This is a genomic window from Nitrospirillum bahiense, assembly GCF_007828025.1.
Classification (GTDB): domain Bacteria; phylum Pseudomonadota; class Alphaproteobacteria; order Azospirillales; family Azospirillaceae; genus Nitrospirillum; species Nitrospirillum amazonense.
This window is the reverse complement of sequence record NZ_VITO01000001.1, coordinates 486,411-498,834: the sequence shown is the minus strand read 5'-3', so window position 1 is coordinate 498,834 and position 12,424 is coordinate 486,411. Positions and strand designations below refer to the sequence as shown.

The following is a 12,424-nucleotide window of genomic DNA, read 5'->3' as shown; positions in this document are numbered from 1 at the left end:
GTTTTTAAAGGGAAAAAGTCAATCCTCATATGGCAGCATTGTTGAGTTTTTCCGCCTGTCTATAGTCATGCCACCCATTCCGTGAAGAATTGAGGGGAGGAAGACTATGGCGATCTACACCCACGTTTCCGTCGGCACCAACGACCTGGCCAAGGCCAGGGGCTTCTATGACGACGTGCTGGGCAAGCTGGGCCTGAAGCGGGTGGCCGACCTGGGCGACAACGGTTCCATCTGGGGTGAGGACAAGCCGTCCTTCTTTGTGCTGAAGCCGGCCAACGGCCAGCCCGCCACCGTCGGCAATGGCGTGACCGTGAGCTTTGAGGCGCCGAATCGCGCTGCCGTCGATGCCTTCCATGCCGAGGCCCTGGCCAAGGGCGGCGTGTGCGAGGGCAAGCCGGGCCCCCGCGGCTGGGCGCCCAACGCCTATGCCGCCTACGCCCGTGACCTGGACGGCAACAAGCTGGCGGCCTATTGTTTCAAGCCCGAGTGACCGGCCCCACGTCGCAATGAAAACGGCGCCGCAGCGATGCGGCGCCGTTTGACTTTGGACGCATGTTGCCGGACGCGATCGCGCCCGGCGCCCGGTGGGCCGCCCGGGGGAGCCCTTACCCCCCGATCTGCAGCATGCGCAGGTTGTTGGTGGTGCCGGCCTGGGCGAAGGGGATGCCGGCCACGACGATGATCTGGTCGTGCAGCTTCGCGAACTCCGCGCTCTGCGACACGGCGGTGGCGACATCCACCATCTGCTCGTAGGAGTGGATGTCCTCCGACAGGGCGCTGTGCGTGCCCCACAGCAGGCACAGGCGGCGCGACACGGCCTGGTCGGCGGTGATGGCCAGGATGGCCACTTCCGGACGCTTGCGGGCGATACGGGCGGCGGTGGTGCCGCTGGAGGTGAAGGCGACGATGACCGGCGCGCGCACGGCCTCCGCCAGGTCGGCGGCGGCGGCGGCCACGGCATGCGGCGGCGTCTGCTCCTCCGATGGATCCGACGCGCGGATGAGGGAGTGGTACAGCTTGTGCCGCTCAGTCGTGGCAATGATGCGGTCCATCATGGACACCGCTTCCAGCGGATAGGCGCCGCTGGCCGATTCAGCCGACAGCATGACGGCGTCCGCACCGTCATAGATGGCGGTGGCCACGTCCGACGCCTCGGCGCGGGTGGGGGTGGGGGCGGCCACCATGCTGTCCAGCATCTGGGTGGCGACGATGACCGGCTTCACCGCCAGGCGGCAGGCGCGCACCAGTTCCTTCTGGCGGCCGGGCACCTCCTCCTGCGGGATTTCCACGCCCAGGTCGCCACGGGCCACCATGATGGCGTCCGACAGGCGGATGATGTCGTCGATCTGGTCCAGGGCCTGCGGCTTCTCGATCTTGGCCATCAGGCCGGCGCGGTCGCCGATCAGGCCGCGCGCCTCGATCATGTCGCTGGGCTTCTGCACGAAGGACAGGGCCACCCAGTCCACGCCCAGGTTGAGGCCGAATTCCAGGTCGGCGCGATCCTTGGCGGTCAGCGGCGACAGGTTCAGCAGGGTGCCGGGTAGGTTGACGCCCTTGCGGTTGGAGATGATGCCGCCGAAGATGACCTCGGCCGTCATGCTGTCGTCGCCCAGGCTGGTCACCTTCACCCGCACGCGGCCGTCGTCGATCAGCAGGTGATGGCCCGGCAGGACGGCCGCGAAAATCTCGGGGTGCGGCAGGGGGATGGCGTCGCGGTCGCCGTCCTGGCCCTTCAGCACGAAACGGATGGTGTCGCCCTTGGCCACCGCGATCTTGCCGTCCTTGATGGTGCCGACGCGGATCTTGGGACCCTGAAGATCCTGCAGGATACCGATGGGCCGGCCCACTTCCTTTTCCAGCGCCCGGATGTGGGCGTGGACCTTGGCATGGTCCTCATGGGTGCCATGGCTGAAGTTCAGGCGGAAGGTATCGACGCCCGCCAGGAACAGCGCCTTCAGCATCTCGGGTGAGTTGCTGGCGGGTCCGACGGTGGCGACGATCTTGGCACGGCGGTGGCGACGCATTGTTGTTTTCGGCCCTGGCGGGCCGCCCCAGAAGTGAAGGCCGGTTGGAAACGGTGCCCGGGCGCATCGTCGGCATGGCCAACGGTTGCCCGGTCCGGTTGGCGGCGATGGTAACCGCTTCGCCCGCCGACAACAACATGGGGATATGCGAAATTCCGGTTAAGGGCGGTAATTTTACTACATGGCAGACGGGTGCCCTGGGCCGGTCATGCCACGATGTTGGCACCCCCATCGATATAAAGGGTGCTGCCGGTCAGGCGCCGGGCGAAGGGGCTGGCCAGGTAGGCGCAGGTGTAGCCGACATCCATGATATCGACCAATTCCCCAACCGGCGCGCGGCTTATGGCGTCGTTCAGGAGACGGTTGAAGTCCTTGAGGCCGGATGCCGCACGGGTCATCAGGGGGCCGGGCGACAGGGCGTGCACGCGGATGCGCTGTGGTCCCAGCTCATGCGCCAGGTAGCGGCAGGACGCCTCCAGCGCCGCCTTGACGGGCCCCATGACGTTGTAATTGGGCACCACGCGGTCGGCACCCAGATAGCTCATGGCGAACATGGCGCCGCCGTCGGTCATCAGCGGGGCGGCCAGTTTGGCCATGCGGATGAAGGAATGGCAGGAGATGTCCATGGCGCGGGCGAAGCCCTCGGCCGAGCAGTCCAGCAGGCCGCCCTTCAGATCCTCCTTGGGGGCATAAGCGATGGAATGCACCAGGATGTCCAGCCCGCCCCAGGTCTCGCGCACCGCGTCGAACACCGCCTCCAGCTGTCCCGGCGCCGTCACGTCCAGGGGCAGGAACAGGCGGGCCCCCAGTTCCCGCGCCAAGGGCTCCACATGTGGCTTGGCCTTGTCGTTCAGGTAGGTCAAGGCCAGGTCCGCCCCCACCTCCTGGAAGGCCTTGGCACAGCCATAGGCGATGGACTGGTCATTGGCGATACCCACCACCAGGGCACGCTTGCCGGCCAGGATGCGGTGGGGGGTGGGCAGGTTGGGTGTCTCGGTGCTCATCAGGTCGCTCCCGTCAGCAGGCGCCGCGTGTGGCGGGCGATCATCTGTTCTTCATCCGTGGGCACGATCCAGGCGGCCACGCGGCTGCCGGGCGTGCTGATGCGCGCGGCCCCCTCACCGGGGTGCGCGTTGGCCCCGCTGTCCAGTTCCACCCCCAGCCAGGCGGCGTGGTGGCAGACCGCCTCGCGCACGCCGGCGCTGTGTTCCCCGATGCCGGCGGTGAAGACCAGGGCGTCCAGCCCGCCCAGCGCCGCCGCCAGCGACCCGATTTCCCGCCCTATGCGGTAGGTGAACAGGTCCACCGCCAGCTTAGCCCGGGGTTCGGGCGAGGTTTCCAGCGTGCGCATGTCGCTGGAAATGCCGGAGACGCCCAGCAGGCCGGACCGCTGGTAGAGCAGCTTTTCCAGGTCGCGCGGCCCCATATGCATCTCATCCATCAGGTACAGCAGCACGCCGGGATCCAGGGTGCCGCTGCGGGTTCCCATGGGCAGCCCCTCCACGGCGGTGAAGCCCATGGTGCTGGCGACACTGCGCCCGGCATCGATGGCGCACAGGCTGGCGCCGTTGCCCAGGTGGGCGACGATGACCTTGGCGCCGCCAAGCCCCAGGGCCGGCAGCTGTCCCGCGATGTACTCGTAGGACAGGCCGTGGAAGCCATAGCGGCGCACGCCCCGGTCGGTGATCTCCGCCGGCAGGGCGAAGGCTTGGGCCAGGGGCGGCTGGGTGGCGTGGAAGGCGGTGTCGAAGCAGCCCACCTGGAACAGGCCGGGCGTGCTGGCCAGGATGCTGCGCGCCGGTGCCAGGTTGTGCCGTTGGTGCAGGGGCGCCAGGGGCACGAAGGTGGCCAGCCGGTCCAGCACGGCGGCGTCCAGTGCCGCTGGGGCGGTGAAGTCGCCGCCGCCGTGGACGATGCGATGGCCCACCGCCTCCACCTTGTGGCCTTCCAGATGGGTGTTGATGAACCCCATCAGGAAGCGCGTGGCGGCGTCATGGTCGAAGGCGCCGGCCTCGGTACCGGTCCAGCGCCGTTCCCCCACCACGTCGCCGGCGGGGTGCCGGGCGATGAAGTGGGCGTTGTCGGTGCGCAGCCCCTCGATCTGGCCCTTTAGGAACAGTTCCAGCTGCCGGGTCTCATCCGCGAACAGCGAGAACTTGATGCTGGAGGAGCCGGCGTTGATGACGATGATGGCGTTGCTGATCTTTCTCCGGCGCATGGGCTTACCCCACCGCCTTGGCCGAGAGGGTGCGGCGGTGGCGGGCGATCAGGGCCGCCACGGCGCAGGAGGCCAGGCGCGCCGGCACGCTGTCGGCCCGGCTGGTCAGGATGATGGGAACGCGGGCGCCCAGCACGATGCCGGCGGCGTCCGCCCCGGCCAGGAAGGTCAGGCTCTTGGCCAGCATGTTCCCCGCCTCCAGGTCCGGCACCAGGATGACGTTGGCATGGCCGGCGACGGGGGAGGTCAGGTGCTTGATGGTGGCGGCCTGGGGGCTGATGGCGTTGTCCAGCGCCAGGGGGCCGTCCAGGATGGCGCCGGTGATCTGCCCGCGCTCCGCCATCTTGCACAGGGCGGCCGCCTCGATGGTCGAGGGGATCTTTGGGTTCACCGTCTCCACCGCCGACAGGATGGCGACGCGCACATCGCCGAAGCCCAGGATCAACGCCAGGTCGATGGCGTTCTGAACGATGTCCACCTTCTCCGCCAGCGTGGGCGCGATATTGACGGCGGCGTCGGTGATGATCAGCGGATCGTCATGCCCCGGAATGTCCATGACGAAGCAATGGCTGAGGCGGCGGGCGGTGCGCAGGCCGGTGTCCGTCTTGACCACGGCGCCCATCAGCTCGTCCGTGTGCAGGCTGCCCTTCATCAGGGCCTCGGCCTTGCCTTCGCGCACCAGTTCCACCGCCCGCTGGGCGGAGGCGACGCTGTGCGGCGTGTCGATGATGGGCAGGGTGCCGATGTCCAGGCCCGCCTGGTCCGCCATGGCGCGGATGCGCGCCTCCGGCCCCACCAGGATGGGGGCGATCAGGCCCAAACGGGCCGCGTCCACCGCCCCCTCCAGCGCGCTCAGGTCGCAGGGGTGCGCCACCGCCGTGGGCGGCGGGCCGGCCTGGTGGGCGGCCGCGATCAGGCGCTGGTACTTCTTGTGCCGGGCGATGTCGGCCTGAACCGTGGGGGTGGTCGCGGCGGTGGGGCTGTCCATGGCGGTCTCCATTACGGGGCGGTTTCAGGCGGTGGCGGAGGTGCGGTGGCGGCGGGGCTTGGGCGCCGCCGGCGGGGGTACGGCCTGGAACAGCGCCGTCACCTCGTCCAGTCGCGCCGTCACGGTGGGGCCTGGCACCTCCCCCGCCTCGACCACTTGGCGCAGGGCGTCGGCGGCGCGGGCGCGCGCCTCCGGGTCCGCCGGCAGCAAGTCGGGAAGGGCCACCATGGCCGCCGTCGCGTCCCGTTGCAGCAGGGCCGACTGCTCCCGCACCAGAGCCTTGAACTCGGCCAGGGTCAGGCGCGCTTGCGCCGGGGCCTGGTCGCGCAGGGCCCGCAGCACGGCGAAGCGCCGCTCGTCGGCGCCGGCATGGGCATCCGCCTGCAGGACGTACAGCAGGCCGCGGACGATGGCCGCCGGGATGCCGCCCTGGCGCAGCCGGTCGGCGCCGACCTCGGCATCCTCAAGGGCAGCCAGCACCGGCCGGTCCCGCGTCGAGGCGTCCACGCCGACGGCGGTTTGCAGCAGGGCGGAGCCGTAGAAGGTCAAGAAGAAGGTCTCCGTCGCCAGATCGCGCAGGTCACGCCACGTGTCCAGCATCTGCACGATGCCGTCCGACACCGTCTCCTGCGCCTTCAGGAAGGGGTTGTCGTCCGCCACGGGCCGGCGGTGGGCGCGGACGGCGTCCGCCAGGCCGGCGACGGGCAGCATCATCGGGTTCTTGTCGGAGAAAACCTCGAAGCGCAGGCGGTTGGGGTGCATCCGCCGCAGCCACTCCGCGCCCTGGTCCGTCGCCATGCGCTTAACAACCGGGCGCAGGGTGCGACCATACAGGTCGCGGTTCAGGGCAGAGACGCGGGCCACGGTGGCGAAGCGGCGGTCGTCGCGCACGTCGTTGCCGCCCAGCGCGCGGATGTCGTCCAGGCCGCGCCGCTCGAACCGGGTCAGGTAGTGGCCGGACACCAGTTCGGCATGGGCCACGTCCGCCTTTTCCGTGAACACCGCCTCGTACAGGCCCGGCGGCAGGACGTCGATCAGGTCCATGGTCCGGGTGAACTCGTCATGCTCCTTGGCCGCGACCTTGGCGGAGACGAAGATGCCCAGGTGACCGATGCTGGGGTGCAGGGAGTAGACGATGGTCTGGCCGCCGGCCGCCAGTTCCGCGTCGCTGTCGTAGAGATCCAGGATCCAGTCCAGCGCCTGTTGCGGCGGGGTGATGTCATCGCCCCAGGAACAGAAGACGACGATGGGCGACTTGATGGTCCGCAGATCCACCTTGGTGCCATCCGACAGCGCGATGCCGCCCCGGGTCAGGCGGTTGCCCAGGAACAGCTCATCGGCGATGTACTGCATCTCCCCGGCGTTCAGCAGGATGGGGCTGCCCCACCAGCGTTCGAACTCCAGGAAGCGCGGGCCTTCCGTGTCCACTCTGGAATAGACGGCGTAGTTCTTTTTCCACAGGGTGTTGGCGGGGTTCATGCTCTCGAAATTGGCGATCAGGGCGGCGCCGTCGAAGATGCCGTTGCCCAAATCGCCGCTCAGCGTCGTCAGCCAGGTGCCGCCCAGCAGCCCGCCCAGATAGCGCAGCGGGTTCTTGGCATGCACCCCCGCCCAGTACGACAGCGGCGACCCCGCCAGCACGATGGGGCCTGTCAGGTCCGGCCGGGTGGCGGCCATCATCATCACCTGCCAGCCGGCCTGGCAATTGCCGATCAGGGTGGGCTTGCCGTCCGCCTCCGGATGGAGCGCGGCCACCGTCTCCACGAAGGTGGCCTCCGCCCGGCAGACATCCTCCACCGTCTGGCCCGGCACCGGCTGGGGCAGGAAGCCCACGAAGTAGCAGGGATGCCCCTCCGCCAGGGCCACGCCGATTTCGCTGTCATGCTTCATGCCGCCGATGCCGGGGCCGTGGCCGGCGCGGGGATCGAAGACGACGAAGGGGCGCAGGCGCGGATTGGTGGGGCGGTCGGCCGGCGGCAGGATGCGCACCAGGCAGTAGTTGACAGGCCGCGCCAGCGTCCTTCCATCCGTCACCAACTCGTAGGGGAAGCTCAGGACGTTGGGCCAGGCCTCGTCCATATAGCGGAAATGGTCGTTGCCCCGCTGGCGCAGCACGTCCAGGAACAGCAGGGAGCGCTGGCCCGCGTCCACCCAATAGTCCACGGCCTGCCGGGCCAGGGTGGCCCAGGGGGCGAGGGGCGGCGATTCCGTCCGCGTGGGGGTCGTCGCGATGGCCGCCGATGCCGTATCCATGAAATTCCCTCGTTTCAGGAAGAATGCTGCATAGCGGTAATAGTAGAGGAGAAATATGAAAGATAGGCGAAATTCTTCAGTCGAGCCCGTTAGTTCGGCGGCGAAACCAATTGAAGGCGGACTGGCGTCTATTTATGTAGTTTGAGGTTTTATTGAATATAGAACGCTTTGCTTATTATTTGATCGCAAAACGCCGAATTCTTGGGGTCGGGTCCATGCTCCCCGGCTTCACCCCGGACGGAATGGATTTGCGAACCATATCAGCGACCTACCAAAAAATATGCATCACGGAGGATATAGGTCGCCTTCCGGTGATATCCGCGCGCTACCGCGATCGCACATACAGCCGGGGATTGTACGCCTCACGGTGAGGTGGGGCGCCAGCCACCGCCCAGCGCCTGGGCCAGCGTGATGGCGGCGGCCAGCCGGTCGGCGCGCGACTGCACCAGCGCCAGCTCAACCGACAGCAGGCCGCGCTCCGCATCCAGCTGTTCCAGATAGGGCGAATAACCGGCGCGGTAGCGGCTTGTGGCGATGGCCAGGGTGCGGGCCAGGGCATCGCGCTGGCGTAACAGCACCGCCTCCTGCTCCCCGCTGCGCTGCACGCCGGCCAGCCCGTCCTCCACCTCACGGAAAGCGGTCAGGGCGGCCTTGCGATAGCCGAAGGCGGCGACATCCCGCCGGGCTGCCGCGCCGTCGGCCTGGGCCTGCAGGCGGCCGCTGTCGAACAGGGGTGCCAGGATGCTGCCGCCCAGGGTGAAGACGTTGACCGGGTCGATCAGGCTGCTGACCACGGTGCCGCCGGCGGCGCTCAGCTGCACGTCGGGCAGAAAGGCCGCGCGTGCCGCGTCCAGGCCGTGGTCGGCCGCCACCAGTTGCTGTTCCGCCTGGGCGACGTCCGGCCGGCGGCGCAGCAGGTCGGCGGGCAGGCCCGCCGGCACCGGCGGCGCCGTCAAGCCGGTCAAGTCCAACCCACGCTCTATGGCGCGCGGGTTCTCGCCCAGCAGCAGGCTCAGGCCATCCTCCTGCCGGGTGATGGCCAGTTCGGTGGCGGGGATGAGCTGGGCCGTGGCCTCATATTCGGCTTGCGCCTGCGCCAGGTCCAACTGGGCGGCGTAGCCCGTCTCCGCCCGCCGCCGGGCCAGGTGCAAGGAGGCTTCGCGCGCCGCCAGGGTGCGTTTCAGCACATCCAGCCGGGCGTCCAATGCCCGCAGCCCGACATAGCCGGCGGCGGCCGAGGCGGCGACGGCCAGGCGCACGCTGTCATGCGCCGCCTCCGTCGCCAGCAGGGCGGCGCGGGCGGCTTCGCTGGCATCTTCCAGGCGCCCGAACAGGTCCAGGTCATAGGCGGCGGTGGCCTGCCACTGTCCGGCCGTCTGCTGGCGCGGCTGGCCAAAGGGGCTGACATCGCGCTGCCGGCCGCCGCCGGCGGCGAAGGCCACGTTGGGCAGGCGCTGGGCCTCCGCCAGGCGGTATTGCGCCCGCGCCTCCGCCACATGGGCCGCCCCCGCCATCACGTCGGTGTTGTTGGCCAGGGCCTGGTCAACGATGCGGGTCAGCACCGGGTCGCCGAAGGCCCGCCACCAGGCGGCCTCCACGGCACCATCGGCGGTGTCGCGACCGCGCCAAGCGGTTGGCGGTTCCACGGCGGCGGTCAGCGGCGCCTCCGGCCTGGGACCGGTACAGGCGCACAGCAGAAGAAGCGCCAGGGGATGAGCCAGCCGCCTCATCGTGCGGCCCCCGGCGCGGTCCCACCGGGCTTGGCCCCGCTGGCGGTATCCACCCGCGTCTCCACCGACATGCCGGGGCGCAGGCGGTCGGCCAGGGGTTGGCCGGGGGTGATGGCGATGCGCACGCCAATGCGCTGCGGCACCTTGATGAAGTTGCCGGTGGCGTTGTCGGGCTTCAGCACCGCGAATTCGGAACCGGCGGCCGGCGACAGCATCTCCACCGTGCCGGTCAGTTCGGCCCCGTCCAGCGCGTCGACGGTGAAGCGCGCCGGCTGGCCCACGGCCATATGCGCGGTCTGCGCTTCCTTGTAATTGGCGATGATCCAGCGGTCGTCCGGCACCAGGGACAGGAACTGGGTGCCGTTGGTGACGTACTGGCCCAGGCGCACGCCGACCTCGCCCACCTGGCCGTCCTCGGGGGCGTAGATCACCGTATGGTCCAAATCGATCTCCGCCAGGGCCAGCTGGGCCTGCGCCGCTTCCACCTGGGCCTGCAGCCCGTCGCGGCCCACGTCCACCGTGCGCACGTCCTGGCGGGCGATCTCGCCCCCCGCCTCGGCCTGGCGCACCTGCGCTTCCGCCTGGGCCAGGGCGGCCTGGGTCTGGTCGCGCTCCCGGATGGAGACGGAGCCGTCGCGCACCAGGTCGGTCACGCGGGCCATATCGGCCTTGGCGCGGGCCAGCTGGGCGCGGGCGTTGGCCAGGTTGGCGGTCTGGCCCGCTAGGCTGGCGGTGCGGGCGGCGTGGGCCTGCGCGCTGTTGGCCAGGGCCGCGCGCTGCGCCGCCAGGGTGGCCTGGGCCTGGTCCACCCGGGCACGGTAGATGCGGTCATCGATGCGGGCCAGCACCTGGCCGGCCTTGACGTGGGCGTAGTCGCCCACCAGCACCGCCACGACATAGCCGCTGACCTGCGGGGCGATCACCGTGGTGCGCCCCCGGATGTAGGCATTTTCCGTCGCCTCCACCGTGCCGGCGAAGGGCGGCAGCCGCCAGGCGGCCAGCAGGGCCAGGATGGCGCCGACGGCGACGACCAGGATGGCCAGGGCGGTCAGCCGGCCGCGCCGGGGCGGATGCCAGTAATGGTGGGTATCGGGGGCGCTCATGATCCGCGTCTCCGGCGCAGGGTGTTGAACAGGACGAGGTAGCCGACATAAAGCGCGTTCAGCAGCGCCAGGCCGGCCACGAACAGGAAGACATCGTTGAAGGCCAGCACGGCGGCCTCGCGCCCCAGGGCTTGGCCCAGCGCGCCGCCGCCCCCCATCGCCAGGCGGGCCACCACCTGCGGGTCGGACGCCACCAGGTGTTCCGACAGGGTCTGGGCATGCCAATGGGACGAGGCCACCTGCTGGCTGCCCAGCAGGGCCGACCCCGCCAACCCGCCCACATTCTGGGTGATGCTGAACAGCACCATGAAGGTGACCAGGTGGTCCGGTCCCTTGGCCACCATGCGCAGGAAGCCCAGCACCAGGGCCGGCCCGATGAACAGGGTGGTGCCGAAGGCGATCAGCGCCTGGCTGAGGTACAGCTGTGGCGGGCGCACCAGGCTGGTGGCGTCGCTGTCCAGCCAGGCGCCGGCAGCGATCAGCAGCGACGCCGCGATGATCTGGTAGGGCAGGCGCCGTTCCGACAGGGTCAAGGCGGCCGTCAGCGTGCCGCTCAGCATGGCCAGGGTCACGATGGCGAACAGGGGATGCAGCTGGTCGTTGATCAGGCCGCCCGCCGTCAGCAGGCCGACCGCGCCATAGGTCTGCTCCGCCAATGACACCCGCACCAGCAACGCGGCGGCGGCGAAGCGCGCCATGTCCAGCGTGGTCAGCCAGTGGACGCGGATCAGCGGCCGGTCCCGCCGCCGCTCGATCAGCCAGGCCAGGGTGAACAGGGGCACGGCCGCCGCCAGCGCCCAGCCCAGCCAGGGCGTGTCCACCCACCACAGCAGGCGGCCTTGGCCCAATACACCGCAGACCAGCACCAGGCAGGGCAGCATCAGGCCGATGACGGCGAAGTCCAGCGGCTGGAAGGCGGGCGCGCGGTCGCTGGGCGGCAGGGGCAGGGCGGTGATGGCGGCCAGCACCGCCAGCGCGATGCCGATCTCCATCAGATGCAGGCCCTGCCACTGGTGCAGCGCCAGCATCTCCACCGGCACCAGGCGGGCCAGCGGCGTGCCCAGCTGGGTCAGGCCGATGCCGATGACCAGGGCCAGGGGCCGCAGGCGGCCGGGAAACACCTGCAACAGGTTGTAGATGGTCATGGTGGTCAGGCCGGCCGCCGTCATGCCGCTGACCGCGCGGATGGCGGCGGCAGCGGCGAAGCCGGGAATGACGAATTGCAATAGGCCGGCCAGGGCGTAGGCTATCAGCAGCGCGCCGGTCACCGCCGGAATGCCGAATTGCACCCGCGCCTTCACCAGCATCAGGTTGGCGCCGGCGTTGAAGGCGACGTAGAGGGCGGGAAGCCAGCTGGCCTGGTCGATGTAGACGCCCAGCGCGCCGGACAGGCTGGCCAGGTTCACGTTCACCAGCGCGTTGCCCAAGGTGGCCGCCACCCCCACCAGCACGGCGACGGCGGCATAACCCAGCCGGCGGCCCAGCGGGTGCGCCGGCGCGGCGGGCGAGCCCACGAAGGTCGGCCTCTCCTCCGGCCGGAACGCATAGTCGTCGCCGGTGACCGTCATGGGGCCGCCGCCGGATCGCGCAGCTGATGCAGCATCAGCGAGGTGTCCAGGTGGACGCGGTAGTCGACGATCCAGCCCCGCTCCCACCGGCAGATTGCCAGGCGTGGCACATCGAAGGCCCGCTTGAGCGGGGCGGCGTCGGGTCCATCCAGCAGGTCGGCGGGCAGGGTCAGGCCGCCGCTGGCGGTGCCGGTCAGCCGCGCCACGGCGCAGCTGTGGTGGCCGTCGTGGCTGCTGAACAATTCCAGGTAGGACTCCACATGGATGCGGGCGTCGGGGAAGGCGGCGCAGAAGCGGATGGCCTGATCGATATGCGCGCGCTTGTGCAGCGGTGGCGCCGCACCATCGCCATGCGCCACCAAATCCTCGCCCAGGAACTCGGCATAGTCGTGCCAGCGCCGGTCGTTCCAGGCGCGGTCCAGCGCGCGCATCCGGTCGAGCGTGCGGCGTACCGCCATGTCAGGCCCGCGGCGGGCGCTGTGATATCCCAAGCATCAACCCCATCAGCACCACTCCCCATTCCCCGGGGAGCCGTCCTCC

10 protein-coding genes are annotated in these 12,424 nt (G+C 69.7%); 1 reads left to right on the top strand and 9 read right to left on the bottom strand.

Going from position 1 to position 12,424, the window contains the following annotated elements:
• The first annotated feature begins 106 nt into the window (after window positions 1–106).
• The gene (locus FBZ88_RS02120) at window positions 107–490 is read left to right on the top strand and encodes a VOC family protein (protein WP_145615180.1); all 384 of its coding nucleotides are present in this window, start codon (window positions 107–109) and stop codon (window positions 488–490) included.
• Window positions 491–605: 115 nt separating this feature from the next.
• On the opposite strand, the gene pyk is transcribed toward FBZ88_RS02120, so the two are convergent.
• From pyk to FBZ88_RS02075, 9 genes are all read right to left on the bottom strand, one after another.
• The gene (pyk, locus tag FBZ88_RS02115; protein ID WP_145615179.1) at window positions 606–2,024 is read right to left on the bottom strand and encodes a pyruvate kinase; all 1,419 of its coding nucleotides are present in this window, start codon (window positions 2,022–2,024) and stop codon (window positions 606–608) included.
• A gap of 206 nt (window positions 2,025–2,230) precedes the next feature.
• A complete protein-coding gene (gene fabI / locus FBZ88_RS02110) occupies window positions 2,231–3,028 on the bottom strand; it encodes an enoyl-ACP reductase FabI (RefSeq protein ID WP_145615178.1) in 798 nt (265 codons plus the stop codon).
• Window positions 3,028–4,242, bottom strand: coding sequence for an acetate/propionate family kinase (locus tag FBZ88_RS02105; protein WP_186464153.1), 1,215 nt, complete (start codon window positions 4,240–4,242; stop codon window positions 3,028–3,030). The genes fabI and FBZ88_RS02105 overlap by 1 nt, the downstream gene beginning before the upstream one ends.
• 4 nt (window positions 4,243–4,246) lie before the next feature.
• Window positions 4,247–5,230: a phosphate acetyltransferase gene (locus tag FBZ88_RS02100; protein WP_145615177.1), complete on the bottom strand. Its 984-nt coding sequence runs from the start codon at window positions 5,228–5,230 to the stop codon at window positions 4,247–4,249.
• A gap of 24 nt (window positions 5,231–5,254) precedes the next feature.
• Complete coding sequence (locus FBZ88_RS02095) at window positions 5,255–7,483, bottom strand: DUF3141 domain-containing protein (RefSeq protein WP_145615176.1); 2,229 nt, start codon at window positions 7,481–7,483, stop codon at window positions 5,255–5,257.
• 362 nt (window positions 7,484–7,845) lie between these two features.
• Window positions 7,846–9,213 (bottom strand): efflux transporter outer membrane subunit, encoded by a 1,368-nt coding sequence (locus FBZ88_RS02090; protein ID WP_145615175.1) that lies wholly within the window; start codon window positions 9,211–9,213, stop codon window positions 7,846–7,848.
• Window positions 9,210–10,316: an HlyD family secretion protein gene (locus FBZ88_RS31215; protein ID WP_145615174.1), complete on the bottom strand. Its 1,107-nt coding sequence runs from the start codon at window positions 10,314–10,316 to the stop codon at window positions 9,210–9,212. The genes FBZ88_RS02090 and FBZ88_RS31215 overlap by 4 nt, the downstream gene beginning before the upstream one ends.
• Window positions 10,313–11,884, bottom strand: coding sequence for an MFS transporter (locus tag FBZ88_RS02080; protein WP_145615173.1), 1,572 nt, complete (start codon window positions 11,882–11,884; stop codon window positions 10,313–10,315). Before FBZ88_RS02080 ends, FBZ88_RS31215 begins: the two co-directional genes overlap by 4 nt.
• Window positions 11,881–12,342: an ester cyclase gene (locus FBZ88_RS02075; RefSeq protein ID WP_145615172.1), complete on the bottom strand. Its 462-nt coding sequence runs from the start codon at window positions 12,340–12,342 to the stop codon at window positions 11,881–11,883. Before FBZ88_RS02075 ends, FBZ88_RS02080 begins: the two co-directional genes overlap by 4 nt.
• Window positions 12,343–12,424 lie beyond the last annotated feature (82 nt).